At 37.9% G+C, this 19911-nt stretch carries 18 protein-coding genes and 1 pseudogene; 6 read left to right on the forward strand and 13 right to left on the reverse strand.

The features are described from left to right. Positions 1-16: 16 nt before the first annotated feature. The 3 genes from BFP71_RS09750 to BFP71_RS09760 form a co-directional block, all read right to left on the reverse strand. Complete coding sequence (locus tag BFP71_RS09750) at positions 17-1000, reverse strand: nuclear transport factor 2 family protein (protein WP_069835287.1); 984 nt, start codon at positions 998-1000, stop codon at positions 17-19. A 135-nt stretch (positions 1001-1135) separates the two neighbouring features. Then, positions 1136-2206: a serine hydrolase domain-containing protein gene (locus BFP71_RS09755; protein WP_069835288.1), complete on the reverse strand. Its 1071-nt coding sequence runs from the start codon at positions 2204-2206 to the stop codon at positions 1136-1138. Positions 2207-2279: 73 nt separating this feature from the next. After that, positions 2280-3158 carry a hypothetical protein gene (locus BFP71_RS09760; RefSeq protein ID WP_141719722.1) on the reverse strand — a complete coding sequence of 293 codons (879 nt, stop codon included), beginning with the start codon at positions 3156-3158 and terminating at the stop codon, positions 2280-2282. Positions 3159-3386: 228 nt separating this feature from the next. On the opposite strand from BFP71_RS09760, the gene BFP71_RS09765 reads away from it, so the two are divergent. From BFP71_RS09765 to BFP71_RS09775, 4 genes and pseudogenes are all read left to right on the forward strand, one after another. After that, positions 3387-3716 carry a PadR family transcriptional regulator gene (locus BFP71_RS09765; RefSeq protein WP_069835290.1) on the forward strand — a complete coding sequence of 110 codons (330 nt, stop codon included), beginning with the start codon at positions 3387-3389 and terminating at the stop codon, positions 3714-3716. After that, a pseudogene (locus BFP71_RS19510) lies at positions 3713-3886 on the forward strand (permease prefix domain 2-containing transporter); the annotation flags it as partial. The gene BFP71_RS09765 and the pseudogene BFP71_RS19510, both read left to right, overlap by 4 nt. 60 nt (positions 3887-3946) lie before the next feature. Continuing rightward, on the forward strand, positions 3947-6340 hold the full coding sequence (locus BFP71_RS09770) for an ABC transporter permease (RefSeq protein WP_069837034.1): 2394 nt from the start codon (positions 3947-3949) through the stop codon (positions 6338-6340). Positions 6341-6519: 179 nt separating this feature from the next. Beyond that, the gene (locus BFP71_RS09775) at positions 6520-7287 is read left to right on the forward strand and encodes a prohibitin family protein (protein ID WP_069835291.1); all 768 of its coding nucleotides are present in this window, start codon (positions 6520-6522) and stop codon (positions 7285-7287) included. Between the two features lie 60 nt (positions 7288-7347). On the opposite strand, the gene BFP71_RS09780 is transcribed toward BFP71_RS09775, so the two are convergent. The 5 genes from BFP71_RS09780 to BFP71_RS09800 form a co-directional block, all read right to left on the reverse strand. Continuing rightward, positions 7348-8754 carry an alpha/beta hydrolase-fold protein gene (locus BFP71_RS09780; protein WP_069835292.1) on the reverse strand — a complete coding sequence of 469 codons (1407 nt, stop codon included), beginning with the start codon at positions 8752-8754 and terminating at the stop codon, positions 7348-7350. A gap of 85 nt (positions 8755-8839) precedes the next feature. Then, positions 8840-9685 carry an alpha/beta hydrolase gene (locus tag BFP71_RS09785; protein WP_069835293.1) on the reverse strand — a complete coding sequence of 282 codons (846 nt, stop codon included), beginning with the start codon at positions 9683-9685 and terminating at the stop codon, positions 8840-8842. Between the two features lie 138 nt (positions 9686-9823). Then, positions 9824-11623 carry a TPR end-of-group domain-containing protein gene (locus BFP71_RS09790; RefSeq protein ID WP_069835294.1) on the reverse strand — a complete coding sequence of 600 codons (1800 nt, stop codon included), beginning with the start codon at positions 11621-11623 and terminating at the stop codon, positions 9824-9826. A 98-nt stretch (positions 11624-11721) separates the two neighbouring features. Beyond that, on the reverse strand, positions 11722-12429 hold the full coding sequence (locus BFP71_RS09795) for an endonuclease/exonuclease/phosphatase family protein (RefSeq protein ID WP_176723343.1): 708 nt from the start codon (positions 12427-12429) through the stop codon (positions 11722-11724). 167 nt (positions 12430-12596) lie between these two features. Continuing rightward, positions 12597-13469, reverse strand: a complete 873-nt coding sequence (locus BFP71_RS09800) for a CPBP family intramembrane glutamic endopeptidase (protein WP_222843479.1) — start codon at positions 13467-13469, stop codon at positions 12597-12599. A 443-nt stretch (positions 13470-13912) separates the two neighbouring features. Between BFP71_RS09800 and BFP71_RS09805 the strand changes: the two genes are divergently transcribed. Both BFP71_RS09805 and BFP71_RS09810 read left to right on the forward strand, forming a co-directional pair. Next, positions 13913-14569, forward strand: a complete 657-nt coding sequence (locus tag BFP71_RS09805) for an SRPBCC family protein (protein ID WP_141719723.1) — start codon at positions 13913-13915, stop codon at positions 14567-14569. Between the two features lies 1 nt (position 14570). Then, positions 14571-15701 carry a hypothetical protein gene (locus BFP71_RS09810; RefSeq protein WP_069835298.1) on the forward strand — a complete coding sequence of 377 codons (1131 nt, stop codon included), beginning with the start codon at positions 14571-14573 and terminating at the stop codon, positions 15699-15701. A gap of 37 nt (positions 15702-15738) precedes the next feature. Here the strand turns inward: BFP71_RS09810 and BFP71_RS09815 are convergent, their stop codons facing one another. The 5 genes from BFP71_RS09815 to BFP71_RS09835 all read right to left on the reverse strand — a co-directional run bounded on the left by BFP71_RS09815 (position 15739) and on the right by BFP71_RS09835 (position 19905). After that, complete coding sequence (locus BFP71_RS09815; protein ID WP_069835299.1) at positions 15739-16500, reverse strand: DUF6090 family protein; 762 nt, start codon at positions 16498-16500, stop codon at positions 15739-15741. Positions 16501-16581: 81 nt separating this feature from the next. Further along, positions 16582-17037 carry a DoxX family protein gene (locus tag BFP71_RS09820; protein WP_069835300.1) on the reverse strand — a complete coding sequence of 152 codons (456 nt, stop codon included), beginning with the start codon at positions 17035-17037 and terminating at the stop codon, positions 16582-16584. A 63-nt stretch (positions 17038-17100) separates the two neighbouring features. Next, on the reverse strand, positions 17101-17628 hold the full coding sequence (locus BFP71_RS09825) for a Crp/Fnr family transcriptional regulator (protein ID WP_245701833.1): 528 nt from the start codon (positions 17626-17628) through the stop codon (positions 17101-17103). 76 nt (positions 17629-17704) lie between these two features. Then, entirely contained in the window at positions 17705-18178 is a 474-nt protein-coding gene (greB, locus tag BFP71_RS09830) for a transcription elongation factor GreB (RefSeq protein ID WP_069835302.1), read from the reverse strand. A 419-nt stretch (positions 18179-18597) separates the two neighbouring features. Further along, positions 18598-19905: a P-loop NTPase family protein gene (locus BFP71_RS09835; RefSeq protein ID WP_069835303.1), complete on the reverse strand. Its 1308-nt coding sequence runs from the start codon at positions 19903-19905 to the stop codon at positions 18598-18600. Between the last annotated feature and the right edge of the window lie 6 nt (positions 19906-19911).

Raw genomic sequence — 19911 nt, forward strand, 5'->3', positions numbered from 1 at the left:
GGTATTTACCAGCTCTCTAATTGGATTCTGGTTGTATTATTTCTCGAATCGTAGCCCAGCCAGTGGGGCTTTCAGGATATCTGATATACGTTACCATAGTTCGGCCTCCGAAAATGAAGGATTCTCCGCCAGCTAGCGGGGTTCCTTTGATTGAGAATCGCGTCTGCTCAATCGCAATGTTTCTCTCGATCAGAATACTTTCGACCTCGTTTTTAACAAATTCTAATCTGAAATTTTCAAGTGTGCCTTTTATGCCGTTAATAACAGCCTCTCTACCCACCTGAGTATCATTGAAGCCCAGAGCTTTTTTAACTTCGGGGTGGTGGAGGCTTTCAATTTTCTTAACGTCGCCTTCGGCAAATGCAGCTCTAATTTCCGCCCCATGCTTTAGGATTTCTTGCTTAGCTAAATCGGCTTTGTCTTTTTTGATTCGAACGAAGTTCCCTTGATAGAATAAGCCAGTTGGTTTGTCAGATGCATCGAACTGGACTGATTTAAGGGCATATTCGTCTAAACTAACCCATGTGTAGGTATAGATTCGGTAGGTGTTTTTGGGTTCGCCTTCAAAAGAGATTTTTAATCTAAGATCTCCATTCTCATTGACTGTACCTTGGCCTTGGCCTGCGCGAATAGTACCAAAACTAGAAGAGTGAAATACTTCTTTGGTATTAGGGTTAAATGACCAAAAAATATGTCCATTGGGCTCAGGTCCGTCAATGATTGAAAGCAAGCTATTGTCAGTGTTAATTTGACTAGATACAGTATGGTGACCTGGGATTTTAATCGTTTCAGTCTCGCCTCCCCAATTCTGTGTCCAATCATCATTTTTAAGCCCCCACTCGCCGATGAATTTTACAAATGGATTAATAGAAGTTTTGTAATCACCAGCTTCAAGGCTTTGATTCGATTTTCTTCCATTCAGTTCGTAAGCAATGGAGGTTTCTTGAGCGTTTGACAGCGCGGTGATCAATAGTAGCGCAAAAAATAGTCTTGTTTTCATTCTTATAGGTATTGTGAGTTCCTAAATTAACTAAGAAAATTAGCGCGCCTACTCTAAGGGGACAATGAATCGACGCATGCCTGATTTATCTGATGAAAATGCCATTTTGATAGACAAAGGTCGTGGGTACCTAGATCATTTTATGGCGGCTAGTACTTTGCCGAGCACTCTATAAGCCCTAGGATGCCCATACCGTGGCCCGTAGGCAGTGGAGGTGAGTGCGATGACCATATTCTCTTTTGGCAATACAATTAACTGATTTCCGCCCCGGCCTGATGCCCATAAATAGTCAAATTTGCGACCATTGATTGTTCGAGATTTTTTATACCATAGCATGCCATAAGCGTCGGTTAAAGCCCAGTAATCAGTCAAGTCAAAGTCCCGGCTTGCGATCAATTTTTCTACGTATTCGGATTGGACAATTTGTTTGTCGGCCCATTGGCCATTATTAGCAACTAGAACTCCGAGTTTTGCGAAATCTAAGGTAGATATGTATAAAGTACCAGCGGCCACAGTTTGATTAGCCTCATTGGTGAACCAAAAGAACTGTTTGATACCCATGGGTTTAAAGACATGTTTGTTCGCAAAATCTCTTAGGCTCATACCAGAAGTTTCCTCGATTATCGCTCCTATGACGGCCGCATTGATATCGGCATATACCCACTTTTCACCAGGCTTATTGGCTAAAGGAACGCCCAATATGTATTGAACCCATTCTTCTTTTCCTGACCAGTTTACGGCATGCCCTGGGGTCTCGCCTCGATCAGTATCGGCATCCAAACCAGAAGCCATATTTAACAGGTGGCTTATTTTAATTTTCTTGTAGTCTTCATGAATGTTGGGGTATTTCTCTTTTGGAAAAAACGAGTAGACATCTTGATCTATGCTTTGCACTAATCCTTCTTCCATGGCAACACCTAGTAATAAGGATGTTATGCTTTTACCGGCCGATCGAATATCAAGGATCTGTTTTCTCCAGAAAGTATTAAAATGCCATTCAGTGACTAATTTGTGATCTTTGATAATGACTAAACCCGTAAAGTCACCATTATCGAAATTGTAAATATCATTGATCAGCACATCCATGGAGTCCCGGTTAAAGCCGACCTCTTCCAAGCTTGAATAGGGTAGGTCAGGTACGGGTGGCATCTGCCCTTTGATTGTCACAGAAAGACATAGCAGAATGATGATTACGAAATTTCGCATAGCTGTAGTTTGAGGTTAATGTAAAAGACAGCTAGTGGGTGGGATGGTTGCTTGTGTGATTTGCTGTTGTAGTTTAATTACAAAAATCAAGTCGTCTATTGGCGTAGTTTACAGCTTCCTGTTCAAAGAAATTACAGCGTGTAGCATCTTCAAAACTATATGCTAGCCAAAAAACGGGCCCATTCATATCAAAATAGATATACTTAGAGAGTGATTTGTAGAAATTCGAGGATGTTTTAAGGTTGGCATCGAACTTTGTTAAGTAAGCATTTCCGCCTACTTTTCTATCATATTGCAATATATGCGCTACCTCTTCCGCATATGTATCATAAAATTCATCTCCCTCTAACCTTGAGCTCATGCCGATTGAGCTTACTTGCCCTGTGGCTTTTCCAGAACCAAGTGAAGAAGAGAACCTTCCATCGGATTCGAAAAAGAGAATTCCGGATTTTAAGGTTTTACCTAGGTCAAATCGTGCGCCTCTCCCGACTATTCTTAAACCGAATAATGAGGAAACGAATAGCCGTGCTTTCAATTTTCGTTTTAATGGGAAGTATTCGAGTCTTGTTATATACAAATTGAAATGCAATCGCTCGAACATACCCATATCCTGTGCAGCATTTTGGACAATTGAACTACCTAGGGAATTGACGATTCTAGCAGGCCATGCATAGGCAATATTCTTTTGTTGGAAGACGAGATTGGTCATGGATAGGCCTATGTGACTAATACCTCCGCCAATTGCTCCTTTGTAGAAGCCATTTAAAAATGTCTTAAAGTTAGCGTCTCCACCTTTTTTATTGATTACACTACCTAAACCAGCAACAAGGCCATTCATGCCTACATTAAATATCGCTAGTTCAGCCCTTTGGTTTTTAAATTCCGAATTTTGACTGTTAGCTTTTAGACTTAGCGTCATCAATAGTATGCAGAATAGGATTCTATTGGACATAGTTATCTTGTCTTTTACGATCTATGCGATAGCAACACCCAATAAGCTATACTTGTTTCGAGCCTAGATAACTGTAAATTTTAGTCTAAAGCCCATTAATACGTCTATTACATCAATAAGATTGAAAAATAATCAGTTGATGTGCAACCCTTAAGAATTTACAATGTATTTACTTAACAAATATGAAATTAATAATTAGTTTTACTTTTGTTAAGTAAATTAATTCTTATGTCTGGACACTCACTTGGTGAATTCGAAGAACTCGTACTACTTGTGGTAGCGGCGAATAATAATGAGGCTTATGGTGTGCTGATTCTTGAGCAACTAGGAGAAAGGTTGAAAAAGAAATTAAACATCAGTGCCATCCATGTGGCCTTGAAGCGAATGGAAAAAAAAGGCTTTGTGGAATCAAGTTATGGTGGAATCACCAATGAACGTGGGGGTAGGAGGAAGAAGTATTACTCCATCACTTCGCTTGGAAAAAAAATGCTGGACAGTCAATATGAATTAAGGACGAGCATTTATAAACAGATTCCGAAAATTTCATTTGGTCAATGAAACCACAACCACCACATAGGTCGCAGAGGTTTTTACGATGGTTTTGTAAAGAAGAATACCTCGAAGAATTCGAAGGTGATCTTGTTGAGCTCTACGAGATCTATTATACCGAATCACCAACAAAGGCAAAAAGAAAATTCTTTTGGGGCGTCATGCGATGTCTGCGTCCCGAGTTTATTAAATCAATATTTCAGGTCAACCCGAGTAATCGGAACTCAAACACAACAGCTATGTTTAAACATAATCTTTTAATTACACTGCGGAACTTTAAGCGATACAAAAGTTCCTTTTTAATCAATTTAGTGGGGCTGTCAGTTGGTCTATTGTCGGCACTACTCATTTACTTCTGGGTCTATAGTGAAGTCACAGTAGATGCCTTTCATGAAAAAGATGAACAACTTTTTCAAGTCATGAGAAACTCCAATTATGGGCAAGGTATTCGAGTCTATAATAACAACTCCGATTTACTACCGGATGCTTTAAGGGCAGAAATGGCCGAAGTAGAATATGCCGTTCCTTTTGTGGAAGTGTGGTCAGATGTTTACCTATCATATGGTGATAAGAATATTAAAGCCAGTGGTCGCTTAGCAGGAAAAGACTTTTTCAACGCCTTTTCCTATGATTTAATTCAAGGTGATAGGGCTAGCGCATTATCGGGAATCAACTCCATTGTTTTGTCTAAAAAAATGGCCGAAACCTTATCCGTGAATCAGGAAGTGGGCGTAGGAAAAGTTGTTTCCATTTTGGGGGAAACTCAATATGGTACGCGATATGAAGGCGATTATTTAGTCACAGGTATTGTAGACTTGTCCCAGCAGAATGTCTCAGAAAAGTTTGACTACTTATTGACCACTGAGCTTTTCTTGAGCAAACGAAGCCCTGGTAATAATAAGTGGAATAGTAATAGTTCTCGCGTTTATATCACATTAAAAGAAGGAACGGATTTAGACCAGTTTAATGAAAAACTCAACGTCTTTTTTAGAAATAAAAGATATCCAGAAGACGATGATTTAGATCCAGAATGGGGTGAGAATATGTTTTTGCAGCAGTATTCAACCCGTTATTTATATGATAGATACGAGAATGGCGTATTAGCCGGTGGCCGAATTGATTATATCATTCTATTTGCTGCCGTAGGGGTTATGGTTTTGCTTGTGGCTTGTATCAACTTTATGAACTTGTCCACTGCTCAAGCCTTTAGGAGGTTGAAAGAGGTTGGGGTTAAAAAAGTAGTTGGCGCATCTAGAAGGTCACTGGCCTTTCAGTATATCACAGAATCAGTGTGTTTGGCTGGTCTGGCATCGGTAATCGCGGTGATCGGCGCCATGGCACTATACCCAAAGTTGAGCATGATTTCTGGTAGAGATATTATCATAAATTGGGACGCAGAACTTATCGTCGGAATCATTGCTATCGTAATTGCAACAGGCTTAATTTCGGGAAGTTACCCTGCGTTTTTCATCTCTAGGATGAAACCTATTCTAATCTTAAAAGGCAAGCTCAAAACTTCTATCAGTGAAGTTCTTGTTAGAAAAGGCCTGGTGGTCTTCCAGTTCTGCGTCTCATTGGTTTTAATCATAACTGTCATTGTGGTGAACAAACAAATTGACTATACCCAATCAAAGAACTTAGGTTATGACAGAGATAACGTATTATCGTTTCGCAGCGAAGGCAAAATGTTGGGGAATTACGAGGCCTTTTTGAATGAGGCAAAAGCATTAAGAGGGGTTGTAAGTGCTGGAATGGTACAGGGTAATCCAATATACTTCACTAATTCAGGTGGAGGATTCCCAAGAGAAGATCAACCTATGGTCCAGTTTACTTTTGCCAGGGTTGGTTATGATTTCCTAGAAACTATGGGCATAGAACTACTCGAAGGCCGATCGTTTTCCAGAGAATTTGCCAATGAAGAGACGAAAATTATCCTGAATGAGACCTCTGTGAAGGCCATGGGTGTAGAAAATCCAGTGGGTAAGGTTTATGACATACGTGGCAAAAAGCAAGTAATCGGGATAATGAAGGACTTTCATTTGCAGTCACTTCACAATGAAATTAAACCAAGTTTTCTCGTTTTTAGGCCCGAGGATGTCAATCGGGCAGTTATAAAAATTCAGTCAGGCACAGAACGAGAAACCATAACGGAACTCGAAGAACTATACCGATCATTTAATCCAGGTTTGCCTTTCGACTATGAGTTCTTAGATCAGAATTACGAAGCACTATATCTGGCGGAAGAGCGAACGGCACGACTGTATAGATATTTTGCTATTGTAGTGGTCTTTATTTCTTGTTTAGGGTTATTGGGGCTTGCAGCATTTACAGTACAAATGAGGCTCAAAGAGATCGGTATTCGCAAGGTGCTAGGATCGAGTGTTTGGCGAATCGTTGGCCTTTTGACAAAAGATTTAACCAGGACGGTGATTATCTCACTGATCATTTCTATTCCTGTCGGATATTATTTGTCCCAAGGTTGGCTTGATGGTTTTGCTTATCGTATGGACTTAAACTTTGGAATCTTTGCAGTTTCTGGGCTGGTGGTAGTACTCTTGGCATGGGGGATCGTAGCTATTCAAGCGATGAGGGCAGCCAATGTAAACCCAGTAGAGTGTTTACAAGATGAGTAAAGTATGGCTAAAAAGTGCCTTTTCATCATTGTATAAGTTATTATAACTACTTACCGAACTCAATTGTTTGTCATACATATAATAAATTAACTATAATTTAAACTACGAATAATATTATCATAAATGCGCAACTCATTGACTGTAACTGAGGTATATATCAGTCCATCAAATACATTCATATGAGGTTGTTTATAGTATTAGTTCTCGCAGTATCGTTAAGTAGTTGTGCCGTCATTCGTCCAGGAGAAGTGGGTGTAAAACAGAAAATGGGTAAGCTCAGTGATCAGTCAAAAGCATCTGGATCAATTTGGTATAATCCGTTGAGTAGCCGTGTAATCAAAGTGTCTACACAAACTGAAAACCTTGAGTTGACAATTAGTTTACCGAGTAAGGAAGGGTTGAGTATTACTTCTCAAATCTCTATTTTATATCAGGTAAATGCCGAAAAAGTAACACAAGTCGTGGAAGATTTGGGCCTTAATTTTGAACCTATCATTGCCAACATCTTTAGAAGTGCCAGTGCTGATGTTTGTTCAAAATATAGCGCTAAAGACATGCACTCTGGTATGAGGGCTAATATTGAGGGAGCCATTGCCACGCGCATGAGTGAAATTTTGAATGACAAAGGGATCTTGATCGAGGAGGTTTTATTGAAGAGTATCCAGTTACCTGCGGCCTTAGCCAATAGTATAGAACAAAAGCTTCAGGCCGAGCAAGATGCTTTACGAATGAAGTTTATTCTTGACAGAGAAAAATTAGAAGCTGAGCGTAAACTGATCGCAGCTAAGGGTACAAGAGATGCCCAGAAGATATTGGCAGAAGGTTTGACTAAGCAGATTCTTGAATTTAAGAGTATCGAAGCATTCATTGAATTAGCTAAATCTCAGAATTCTAAGGTGATTATTACAGATGGTAAAACGCCATATTTAATCCAAAACGACAAATAGGGCTTTCCTAGTCTTATTAAAGCCTAGCTAAAAAAGCTAGGCTTTTTTTATGGGGTAGAATTACTTCCTTTTTTCCTTTTCTATTGCCGAAGTTTCAGTCAATTCAGACTCAATAGCTCTTGCCTCTGTCAGGTCCCCGGGAAAGTCGCTATCATAGTTCTTGATATATTCTCGGATAGAGGCTAACCCAACATCCTTTGATTTGCCAGATGCCACTGCGATTCTGGAAATCCATAGGTTAAAATATGGCGAAAGGTTAGGCCGGATTTCACGCCATTTTCTAGCAAATTCTATCGCTTTTTCTGGAGCTTTCATTTTTACATGAAGCAATTCAACTGCTCGTCTATAATAAAACGGATGAATATCCTCATCCATGTTTTTTTCAAGCCTTAGGTTCCAATATTCTAAAGCCTTGTCGTAACTCTTGATAGCTTCATATAACTGGGCATAGCCAGAGTAGAAGTCTCGCGAAATCTCGAAGTTGGCTATTTCAAAGGCTTGTATTTCAGCAATTTCTTCATTGGTCATGGCCATAGCCTTCATAAAACCTAAGTCAGTTTTGTTGAATTTATAGTCTATGCCATAAATATTGGCCATTTCACTTTTGTGCGTGTTTAAAAAGTCCATGGATTTGATGCCTTTAGCCCAAAGCTCATCGATTAAGTCTTCCTCCCAATCATTGTGACGCTTATAACTTGAAAAAACATGTATAATGCCATTATCCAGACCCTTAGCTGCTACTCCATCGTGATCAGCATCGAATAAATCATGACGTGTAATTAGATGTTTGTTTTGGTTAATGTTGAACAAACTATCAAGCTGTTGGCCTGACTCCAACCTGTCGATGGCGTCTCGTTTCCCAGATGCCACATAATAAAATATCGGCTTCTCTTTTTCTTGTTTTGAAAAGTTGATGTACTCGTTAAGTTGATTGCCAAAAAGGTTCTGACTCAATGCGATAAAACCACGAAATGGCTGTTTTTCTTCAGTTAAGACCTTCGCCGAAAATGTTGCTGAATTAGAATGCCCTATGAGCGTATTAAAGCCAGAAGTGGCATAATGGTCATCTAGTTTTGGAACTAACTCTAAAGTCAAGAATTTGTAGAACTGATTGCTTTTTGATTTAAACTGCCCTGTTTTCCATGTTACTTCTAAATCCTGGTTTCGGTTTTTATGGAAAATACCTACGACAATGGACTTTGGTAAAACGTCAAAGTCAATAAGTTTTTTTACCTCAGTCGTTGTAGGTTCAAATAGCCATTCACCATCTAATGTATATATGACCGGATATTTAGAGTCTTCCGTGTATCCTTCAGGTAAGTAGATCTTTACGGTTCTGTAATCTTGAAGGTAGTCCGAATAAATTGAGTCAGTGATATATCGGTAAGTATTGACCTCAATATTTCCGTTTTGAGCAAATGCTACGAAGCTATTCAGCAAAAGCAGTAGGGATAACGGTCTTTTCATCTTGATACAATGTTTTGATCAAGCATAAAGCTATTACGGCTATGTTTTGGAATCGCTACACTAGAGTGTAGTTCTTGTGAGCGTACTACTTATTGGTCTTAATGATACCCTGATAGAAACTATCGATATAAAGAGAGTTGTGTGTTTCGTTAGGATAGAAAGTCTTTGTTAATGTTATATTCTTATTGCGCTCTAAGGCTTCAATAAACTCCTCAATTTTTCTCTTATGGAATTCCGGTTCGGGCTGGTAAGTGATATGGATTTTTGTGGCTTTTGTATAGCGTGTGTTTTTGAAAGCCTCAGTTACCTCACCATTGCTAAACCAAATTGAAGGGTCATAAATATGTATTGAGTCAAAAGGATGGTCAAGTGAAAGTATGTATCCTCCAAAATAGCCACCATAAGAATGCCCAATAAGTGTTTCATGATTATTGGTCGAATAAGTTCGGTTTACATTTGGTATTAACTCCTTTGTCAGGTACTTGTAAAAGTTTAAACCATTACCTGAATTTGAGTCATTGTACCAAGTCGAGTCTACCTGTTCACCATCGTACTCGTATGTAGAATGACTGAAAGTAAGGTCCTGGCCGCGCTTTTTTCTCCAATCGATATGAGGAATTCCTACGATGATAGCGTTCTGGATTTTCTCATTGGCTCCCCAATCAAAGGCAATGTTACGAACCAACTCAAAGCGCCATTCAGCGTCAAAAACATAGATGACTGGATATTCCAGACTATCTGAATAACGAATTGGCAAGCTTATCCAGTAGTCTCTATTCTCGTTAAGGTATTCTGACTTAATAGTGTGGCGAATAGTTTTGTTGACAGCGATCGTGTCTTGGGCAAAGCCAGAAAAATTAATCAAAGTCAATAATAATAAAGCAAGAATACTTTTGGCTACAACAAGAATACTTTTGGCTACAATAGGCATAGGCTTTGATGACTTTTCACACCGAAAAGTTCCTAAATTCTACGGAATTATCAATTGGTTACGTATTGGATTTAGTACTGTCCGCAGAATTATTTCGACTTCTATTTATCAACCACTATTTGATCGTTATTCTTTCAGTTAAATCAATACCTGATTGATCAGTGATACGGTAAAGATACTTAACAAGAACCAGCCCATAAACCCCTGAAGAATGCAGATATAACGACCAACACCTTTTGTCGGAATCGCACCAAAACCAAGTGTTACAAAGGCGTTTAGGCTAAGCGCAAACGCGTTTAGCCAACTTCGGATAATTCCGATTGACATTACTAAGAACGGCCGAACGTACCCCTTGTCGTTCTTTTCTTTGAAAATGCGATAATCTTCAATCATGCGCTTCTTACTCTTAGTGTCCCACTCAGAAGGGAAGAGTAGGTAGATAAATGAGAAGAGTAAAATGATAAAGAAAGAAACCACTATGGCTCTAGCAGGACTTGTTCCACTACGTGTATAGAACTTTAATAATTTGCCGATCTGGTATTGGATAAGGCTCTCATACGATCCCGTTTTTTTGTATGTATGGTAATCATGGTTCAGCATAAGATCCTTTAGGTCTATGTATATATCATTCGCTGAAATCATGTCGCCACGTTCCTTATAGTTGCTATGCATAAGCTTATAATTGTAAACAAGCTTGTCATAAGGCATTTCCTGTGTAATCTCATCTTGCTCTCCAATAATTAAAGTCCGCGTTTGCCATTGTTCCCAACTCAATTCTCCTGAAACACCAAAACCACCTTCGAACTGGCGATAGGGTAAATAGTTAGTGGGATTATGAAAGTTAGTTCCATCAATGTTTACTGCCTTTAAGAAATGATTTCCTAACATGTTTAAGGTTCCCACCTTAGAATCAATGAAGTCGACTTCGTCATGAAAGACATTGTTATCGATATACAGTTTTGAAGCATTAATTGAGAAAGGTATTCGGCCAACCGCACCCTCTTTACATTTGAATTCGTTTGATTCAATCCTAATCTCATTAATTGGTTTTTGAATGGTGCCAAATGGAAAATATGGTGCGCCTTCGTTAGTGCTATAGAATTGTTGTGTCAAGGCAAGCTTTGAATCGGCAATAGTGAAATTTCCCACACCCTGACAGTTATATAGTTCAATTTTTTCGGTCTCAACCCCAAAGAACCTTACATAGTTATAGCCTTCAAGATTCCAAGACATTACATTAGCCTCAACGTCGTGTAGCTCAACTACATTTTGAGATTGGTCATTGATATTTAAAAGTCCTGGTGAATTGGCTAAATCAAGCCTGTTTAGCTTGAGGTGCTCAAGTAGAATGATTCCCCTCCCGTTCCTTATGATTAAATCTTTGTCAGAAAAATCGATCAATGAGTCGCTAGTGAATTTTAGGTCTAGGTCTGGTCTTGCATCTAGAATCTTTTTAATAGGGGTGCCATTCCAATCATACCAACTACCAATAGAGCTAAAATGATTCTTGTTACTAAGACTTACTACGCGTCTTTTAGTCAGTGCTTCCAAAAGCCACAGATAGTCAATATTTTCCTCACTGTAAAAGGTTTCCTCTCTTTTGATCAAGGTATTAAAACTAGGGCTCTGCCGGGCTACGGCTAAATCAGGGTCTATTTTGGCATATTCCAGGTTTGCGAACCCAGACAGAAAGGCACTGTCAAGATACCTTATTGACTGCTCTTGGTTCTTCAATAATGACCATGAACAGGAAGCATTGTAATAGTCATTACCATTGCCTTGATACGTTGTGAATAAGAGGTCGTAGGTCTTAACTGCGGCGGCATAGTCTCTTGCTCTAAGTTGATTATCTATAACCCACCTAAGAGAATCTTGGGCCGATAAGGTAAGGTTGAGTATTAGCCCAATGGCTATACACAAGTATTTTGGTTGAAGCATTTTATAAGGTACTAAGTCTGGTTATGACCTACAACTCTACTTTGATAAGGCGCCTTTATCTTATTAGATGCTTTGATGTAGCCTTCTGATGTGGGTGATTAATAAGTGATTTGTAGTTCTGCGACCAGCGGTCGATGATCAGAAACAATGGGTTCATTCAAGAGTCGAATACTTTTTAGACCGATTTTTTGCTCCGAAGTACCACGATAAATTACATGATCTATTTCCGATTTTTTTTCTCCTTGAAAACTCAAATTATCTTCGCCTTTGTCCGCAAATTGAAATCCATGATCATAGAAATATCGCATGGTAGGGGAGTCGGGGGTACAATTGAAATCCCCTGTAATGACAATCGGATTTGTTAATGAGTTCAAGTGATCGACTAATGCTTTCGCTTGCCTTAATCGACTGGCTGACCCCTCATCTCCACCGATCCAATCAAAGTGAACATTAACAAAAACAATCTGGCCGCCTTTGGCAAGCTCTAACTCTTGGACTATCGCTGACCTGGGTTCATAAAGACCATCGGGCAAGGATAATACCGTACTTTTTACAACAGAATTGGTAGTGAGCGTGGCCATACCATAGGCACCTCCTTGATAGTCCATAAATTTACCGAAAGTGCTTTTCATGTTAGTTCTTTCGGCTAAATAACGGCTTTGGTCTACACTGTCTGAACGTGTGCACAAATAGTCAATTTCCTGAAGTCCACAGATATCAGGTTTTTGGTCATTTATGACGCTTGCGGCTCTAGATAAGTCCAAAACAGCGTCATTTCCTACACCATGTTTTATGTTGTAAGACATGATCTTAAAGCTGATGGTTTGTTCCTTCTGGCATGCAAATAAACTCAATAGTCCTGCTATCAACAGAATTGAGAATATGAGGTGCTTTTGAGTTACCATTATAAAAGGAAGATGCCCAAAACAAGTATAATATACAACTGCTTAAACGTCTAGGTGTCTTTGGCAAATTAGGCTAAAGTGTTAGATCGATTAGAAAGGTTGTTCATTGCCTTTTTTCCGTTATAGTATTTCCAAATTACCAAAATGGCGATGAGTTCGGCTACGATGGATATATATGAACCTTCTAGACCGAATAAGCCTCCGTTCATTAGGTTGCTTTCTTGGATCTGAAATTCAATTATTGAGTAGGTGTCTTGTCCACTTACATTGAACCCAAGAAGTGTCTGGAACAGGTTCCAGCTTAAATGTAGTGCGATAGGAAACCATAGATTTTTTGTATACACATAAGATAACCCAAGTAATATACCTGCCAGAAATAGGTCGAAAAGTGAGAATAAACTGATATTAGGGTTAAATGAGTGCATTAATGCGAAAAGGATTGAAGAAATAACCAAGGCAACATATTTATTGAATGAACTCATCAGGTTTTTCAAAATGTATCCTCTCATCAGTGTTTCCTCAACAACCGCAACAGATGTAAAGAGCATTATTGAAATCACTAATTCTTCTAAGTCGAAATTAACTTCCACAATGAAGATTTCTTCGAGATAGAGCAATAGTAAAAACCCCAATGATATGATGATCAAACCAAGAAAAATACCATATAAGAATTCTTTGAGTCGGTTTTTTGTGTGAAAGCCTAAATTAATAAAAGGACTCTTATCTACATTTTGCATGAACATCCACAGGACTATAAATGTCCCAAGCAAATCAAAAATGCTAATTATTAATAGCTGAATAGATGTCTCTTGCGATTCAAGGTTGGTAATATCAACACCGACTATTAATGCTCCTATATATTGAAGTATCCCAACGACAATCAGATACGGGACTATTAATAGCAGTATTCTTTGCCACCCCTTTACTTTGTTTGTGTGCATAGTGTTCATATTAATCGATTTAACTTATTCTTAATCAGGGGTTTAATAAGGGGTTTGAGGTTTTGAGAAAAGTCAAGAACCGTAGTGTCTAAGACCCATGGGGGACTCGATATCTTCTTCAGGTTCGGGGATTTAACTAATTTAATAAAATAAGTTGTCTAAATGTTTAGACTTGAATATATAAACCTCCACCAAGGTTCTTTTTTATGAGATTTTTGATTGGTGAAAGTACTATCAATTTTCGATGGCTACACCACCTATGTGATTGGTTTTATGTCTAAAACAAACACATCAATGAAGTCCTAAACCTTGTTTTTGACCTTTCTATTTTCTCTATTATGAGAAGTGTATTAATCCATTGATGGCTAAAAAATTTCTTTATTTAGTGCTATTAAAAGATAGAAAATCTTTCTATCATGTATGACTTAATTTAATACTTAGACTTGAAGAACCACTATTTGATATGGCATTTAGCCGTTTTATTTACGATGACTTTTCCGAATTCAAGTGATGGAAATTCGGAATGGATATTGAAGAAGAATAAAGAAGGCATTACCGTTTATGTTAAGAGTAATCCTAGTTTTAGAGTTAAAACTTTCCGAGGTATAATGGAGGTGGAATCAACCCTAAGCGAACTTGTCGCTATATTGAAGGATGTCGAAAACAATCGTAATTGGATTTATAAGTGTAAAGAATCAGAACTATTAGACACTGTTAACTTTTGGCACCAATTCAATTATTATGAGATAGGTGTAACCTGGCCTTATAATAATAGAGATGTTATTATGGAACTTAAGATGGATCAACATTTGCCTTCAAAAGAGGTTACTATAGCTATTGAAAACGCAAATTCATACATACCAAATAAGGAAAGCCTTTATCGAATTAAAATTGCGCAGGGGTTTTGGAAGTTTACTCCATTGGAAAGTGGTAAGATCAAAGTTACATATGAGTTGACCATTGATCCTGGAAAGAATATTCCTGCTTTGTTAGTGAACGGGAGGGCCGTAAAAGATCCTTTCATGACCTTAAAGAAATTGAGGTCAACTGTTATGAAAGGCGCATATAAAGGGCAACATTACCAACAGATAATTCATTAAGATGAGTGAGTTGCAGGATTCAAATCAAAAGAGTAACAAGGTTCGGCTTAAAGAAAGTGCCGAAGGCATTCAAGCATTTTACGAAAAGTTAATTTATAAAGTCCCAGGCACCACGAAATACGCCCAGTTATTAATCGCTTCTGTAGGCTTAACGGTCGTAAGTTATGGTATTCATTTGTGTCTAAGCCTGAATACGGTAGATTCTATCTTTGATGATTATAGTTTTTTATTATCTATAATGCACGGCTTCTGTCTTTTCGTATTAACCTATGCCACCTGGCGAATTAAAAGGTATGCTGTAGAACTTACGGATTTGGTAAGTGTTGAATACTTCCAAAATGAAGTCTATTTAGAAACTTCCATAAAGTTTTTGAAGAGGAATGTAGGTGGCTTCGGTCTCGTACCTTGGGGGCTGTTTTTTGCGATATTAAATCTTTTTGTTGGCTTTCTTTTTGGCCCATACTATAATACAGCGTCCTTAATTTTATCCATTCATATTCAGCACTTTCTGATCGGTTTTTTATGTGGAATGGCGGTAGGAGGTATCTATGCCATTTTAGTGATGACCCACCGTACTAGTTTATTGAAGCTTCGGTTAAATTTTTATCATCCAGACAAGTGTTGTGGTACTTCTAGTATTGGTAATTTGCTTTTTACCTTCGCCCTTATCACTTTGGCAATGGCTGTTCTGGTATCGAGCTACATTAGCTTATCTTGGGATCATAATCGTTTTGTTCCAGTTAAAGAGTTTGTTTATTGGTTTTGGGTTGCTTGGCCTTACTTGCTGTCGGTGATCGTGTTTGGCTTTCCGATATTGAAGATTCATTCTAAACTCAAGCGTTACAAAGAGCAAGAACATTTTGCTTTAAGAAAAAAGTTGAGAAGTGTGGATCAAAAACTTATAGACCTGGACTATCAAAACGAAAAGGCCATGGAAGAGGCAGAAAAATTAATTGCTTACTCTGAGAAATTAAAGGGTATAGATGAAACAATAGATGCAGCCAGTTCATGGCCATATACTAAAGGGCAAACTGGTACATTTTTTAGTATTTTTCCTGTGACTACCATTGCAAGCACAGAAGTCAGTGAGTATATCAATGATGCTTTAACTAATGCCGGGATTGGGAGTTAACTTACCTTAAGTAAGTTGAGATCTTGGTCACTTATTTTCAATAGTTTCTTGTTTCTAATTCCTGATCAATATCTACCATCAGTTTTTTACAGTTGTTAATGAAATCTTTTATTTCATTCAACCTGTATTTGTCTGTTTCTGTAAAAAAAGATGCTTGCTTGAAAAAGCCAATATAACTCGCGGAGTTAGGGTTGTGTATCCAGGTGGTATCTATGCCTTTTAAATCTATTGGAGATTGTTTTAACCTGTCTATTAACACTAGCAGGGGATAAAGCTCTTTGTTAAGGTTTGTAATGTCCTGACCATTTCGATTTATTTCCTGAAAAGCACTTTCATAACTCTCGGCCAGGTTATAATGATTACTGATTTTTTCTTTCAGTGTAGCGTTCCTAATGCTATAAAAATTTCCACCACTAAGCATTTCATCATAAGTGCTCCGGTTAACTGGAAATATGCTCCAGTAAGTAGAAGTTAACGAATCTATGGTCCTAAAGTCAAAGATTGAAGGGGTGTTTTTAAATAATTGAATCCCTTTCTGAAGGTTTGAAATGTTGATCTTATATATAGAATCAAGGGGAGTTAATAGTTCGATATTATTACTTAAATCATTTTTTAGGTTTGTCAAATACACAAGCTCTTGCTTGCGTTTTAACCTATCTTGGTTCCAGTTATTGATACCCATTGCGAGAAGAATACCAATCATAACGAGAGTGATCTCTCCAATGGCGTATTTTAGGTATGTGCCAGTCTTACTTTGTGAAATTAACTTTCCCCTGATACTACGAAAGAACTTGATCATGAATACTTATTATAATGCCACGCCGATCAATTTACAGAATCTAATTTTATCAAATCGAAGTTTATTCTTTTGACTGACTCTCTATAAAAATTTGATTGAGCTTATATAGGCCCAAGCTATAAATAGAAGCTGTAAAGGAATTCTAAACCATAAATATGAAATTCCATGCCCATCAAATGAGCCTTTTTGAAAGTCTATTTTATGAACTGAGGCATAAATGTTAGCTGGTAACATCAATACTAAGAAAATAATCAAAGCCCATCCACTGATCACTCTCAACTTTGGTATTAGTAAGCCAATGGCCAGCAGGATTTCAAAAACTCCAGTGAGATAAACTAAGTCTGTCTTAAAAGGGATGAACTGCGGTATCATCATTGACATCCCTTTGGTATATACGAAATGCCCTATTGCCGTAAAGCACAACATTATTGACAAGGCCAATCTGGCAGAAAAGGCAAAATTGTATTCATTACTTACCATTTTCATCACGAAAATGGTAAGCACAAAACTTGCTAAAAGTACTACTAATGGTTTCATGTTATCTGCGTTTAATCCTTTACAAAGGGAGTAAATGATTTCGGAGATGGCAATGAACCTGGGTTAAGTAATGCGTTTACGTATTCTACTCAGGGCCTGAGGTGTAACACCAATATAAGACGCTATGTACCTTAATGGTATTTGTTTTAGTAGCCTAGGGCGTTCTAAGAACAAGTCTAAATATCGTTCTTCTGCAGTTTTTTTAAGTAGGGAAAGCTCTCTTTTAGATTTTATTAAAAACATATTTTCAGCCATAATACGTCCAATAAAATTTCCACTTTCAGTTTTGTCATAAACCTCTTGAAGGTCGTTGTAAGATATGCGCCACAAAACTGTTTCGGTCAGCGTTTCTATTTGATAGTGAGATGGTGCTTGGGTAATGAAGGAGTCATAAGCAGTTACAAATTCATTTTCGAATAAGAAACCAAAGGTTAAATCATTCTCTTCCTGTGGAATATAGAATCTCACTATCCCTTCAGAAATAAAGGATAGATAGTTTTCTATTGATCCAACCGCCGTAAGGTTAGCATTCTTATTCAATTTTACCTTATCCAATTTTGAAGCAAAAAGGCTCCAATCAGGATCGTTCATTGGATAAATTTTATCTATAAACTTTTTGATCTCTTCCAATTGCCAAAATTTAGCTCAATTAATACAGAGTCTTTGCTTACTTCTCGTATTCTATTTTGTGAATGCGCCATGTAATACTAGCCGCTGGAGTTTTAACTAGTACTTCATCTCCTTCCCGTTTCTTTAACAAGGCTTGAGCGATAGGAGAGTCGATAGAAATATAATCTTTCATGCCTATAAGCTCTTCATAGCCAACGATCCGAAGTCTTTTTTTTAGGCCTTTGTCGTTTTCAATTTCTACCCAAGCACCAAACATGACTTGGCCTTCTTGATGGGGATGATAATGGATAACTTTAAAGTTGTCAACGCACTTCCGCAGGTAGTGAATGCGTCCATCAATCTCTCTAAGGCGTTTTTTATTGTAATGATAGTCGGCATTTTCCGATCTGTCTCCCAAACTCGCCGCCCAGGAAACCTTCTTTGTAGTCTCAGGACGTTCTACACGCCAGAGGTGATCAATTTCGTCCTTTAGTTTCTCCATCCCTTCCGGGGTAATCATCGGAGTCCTCATTTTATTGATTATTCAACAGTTTGTAGAAAAATGATAGGTACAAATATAAAAGACACGAGGAGCATATTCGCGCGTTCAACCTCCAATTTTTGTAGACTTATAGGATCGTTTTAAGCTAAATCGTAGACACGTATAAGAGGAAAAGGATTGCTTTGTAAACCGTTTTTAGAGCTATTTAGGTTTGATTTTTTGGTTTGCTTGTGAAAAACTAACAAGGGACGGGAGAAAACTGCTTCCAGTACCGATGAGATACCTCCAATTTTCTGATGGCTCCTTATGACTTCATTTTTTGGTAAGACGACCTAAATCAAGTCTTTTTATATATTCCTGAGAACGAGGTCTTCTTGCTTTTGTCGGTCTTATGACCAATAAGAGCGTAGAATTCAGTCTATGACCTTAGACTATCAAGGATGTATTACCTATTCTATTGCTTTTAGTTTCTCACTAAGATTCTCTAATATGAGCTTCGTTAATTCTTCAATAGGTAGTTTGACTTCAATCGTTGAAAGACCTTTTTTCGTTGTTTGAGTCAAAATACAATGAGAATAAGCCTTCACAAAAGGACTAGAAAATGAGTAAAGCCCAGATATCTCATCATGCCTCAGAATGCTGCCTCGATCTTGTCCCTGAAGTTTGGATAAATAGCTTGTGAGATTACCAGCAGGGTATTCTTTTTGAGCTATTCTTATATGAGTTAGAATTTCATTGTATGAAAGCTCATCTTTTCCTAAGTCTAGAATGGCTTTCAGAATTATCCGAGGGTTATTATATTTTCTAGATCTTGAAACCTTCATGGCCTTATCAAAGATTTCCTTCAATGTGTCCGACGAAGACTTTACGTACTTTGACACAGCCTTGTCAAAATCGGTAACATTTAATGTAACCGTTTTAACTTGGGTAGATTCTATCCCTTCTTTTCGACACATGTTAAGACATAGATGATGACACGCAGAAGCAAGGCCACTGGAAAATTTAATTGTTCTTTTTACAACCGTTGATTGAAACTTGATGTTTAGAAGTTCTTCACCACTGTAGATGACTTTCGATAATTCGTTTTCATTCATTAAGGGTACATAGATTTCGGCAACACGTTGCTTCATTTCTGGATCGTATTTAATCACTTCCCTTGCCGTATTTACAGCCCCAATCGCTAATATTTTGAGATCGGGGTAGTCAACAGAATAGTCCATAAAGATCTTCATAATCTGAGCTATTTTTACTTTCTCGGGCTCTTCAACTTTATGAAAATCTTCGAGCACCCAACAGATCCCCATTTCGCCAAAAAACTTCCCGAGCCTTTGAGGGGTTAACTGAACAGGTACTAAACGCCTAGAAACTTCCTGAATATTTTCCTCAAATGAATTTTTGATACTCAAATATTCAGATTTAATACCAAGCGAAATAGATGATTTAGTTGAGAAACTTTTTTCGTCGGTATAATATTTATTAAGTTGATCAAAGCCATCAACCAGTATCTGCTCGAAAGTCATCCCTTTCATGCATCTTGTAATAACATGATTTTCGTAGAGCTGGTTAAGTTTGTTGACTAATAATGTGGTTTTTCCTGCTCCAGAAGGCCCATATACTACAATTTGCATTCCAGGTGTCCGTAGTGCATCTACTAAATCATCATTTATTGACTCGTCCCGTTCGACGAAAGAAAGTTTAGCAGGTGCCGTTGGAGTAAAGACTAAATTGAGATTATGACTTACCATTAAATTTGTCATTCTAAT

The sequence above is a fragment of the Roseivirga misakiensis genome (assembly GCF_001747105.1).
Taxonomy (GTDB): Bacteria; Bacteroidota; Bacteroidia; order Cytophagales; family Cyclobacteriaceae; genus Roseivirga; species Roseivirga misakiensis.

Coding starts and splice junctions, on each gene's coding strand:
- BFP71_RS09825 (WP_245701833.1), bottom strand. CDS start 17,628: ATGAACGATCCTGATTGGAGCCTTTTTGCTTCAAAATTGGATAAGGTA.
- BFP71_RS09755 (WP_069835288.1), bottom strand. CDS start 2,206: ATGCGAAATTTCGTAATCATCATTCTGCTATGTCTTTCTGTGACAATC.
- BFP71_RS09815 (WP_069835299.1), bottom strand. CDS start 16,500: ATGATCAAGTTCTTTCGTAGTATCAGGGGAAAGTTAATTTCACAAAGT.
- BFP71_RS09750 (WP_069835287.1), bottom strand. CDS start 1,000: ATGAAAACAAGACTATTTTTTGCGCTACTATTGATCACCGCGCTGTCA.
- BFP71_RS09795 (WP_176723343.1), bottom strand. CDS start 12,429: ATGTCTTACAACATAAAACATGGTGTAGGAAATGACGCTGTTTTGGAC.
- BFP71_RS09770 (WP_069837034.1), top strand. CDS start 3,947: ATGTTTAAACATAATCTTTTAATTACACTGCGGAACTTTAAGCGATAC.
- BFP71_RS09810 (WP_069835298.1), top strand. CDS start 14,571: ATGAGTGAGTTGCAGGATTCAAATCAAAAGAGTAACAAGGTTCGGCTT.
- BFP71_RS09835 (WP_069835303.1), bottom strand. CDS start 19,905: ATGACAAATTTAATGGTAAGTCATAATCTCAATTTAGTCTTTACTCCA.
- BFP71_RS09790 (WP_069835294.1), bottom strand. CDS start 11,623: ATGCTTCAACCAAAATACTTGTGTATAGCCATTGGGCTAATACTCAAC.
- BFP71_RS09785 (WP_069835293.1), bottom strand. CDS start 9,685: ATGCCTATTGTAGCCAAAAGTATTCTTGTTGTAGCCAAAAGTATTCTT.
- BFP71_RS09775 (WP_069835291.1), top strand. CDS start 6,520: ATGAGGTTGTTTATAGTATTAGTTCTCGCAGTATCGTTAAGTAGTTGT.
- BFP71_RS09760 (WP_141719722.1), bottom strand. CDS start 3,158: ATGTCCAATAGAATCCTATTCTGCATACTATTGATGACGCTAAGTCTA.
- BFP71_RS09820 (WP_069835300.1), bottom strand. CDS start 17,037: ATGAAACCATTAGTAGTACTTTTAGCAAGTTTTGTGCTTACCATTTTC.
- BFP71_RS09800 (WP_222843479.1), bottom strand. CDS start 13,469: ATGCACACAAACAAAGTAAAGGGGTGGCAAAGAATACTGCTATTAATA.
- greB (WP_069835302.1), bottom strand. CDS start 18,178: ATGAGGACTCCGATGATTACCCCGGAAGGGATGGAGAAACTAAAGGAC.
- BFP71_RS09780 (WP_069835292.1), bottom strand. CDS start 8,754: ATGAAAAGACCGTTATCCCTACTGCTTTTGCTGAATAGCTTCGTAGCA.
- BFP71_RS09765 (WP_069835290.1), top strand. CDS start 3,387: ATGTCTGGACACTCACTTGGTGAATTCGAAGAACTCGTACTACTTGTG.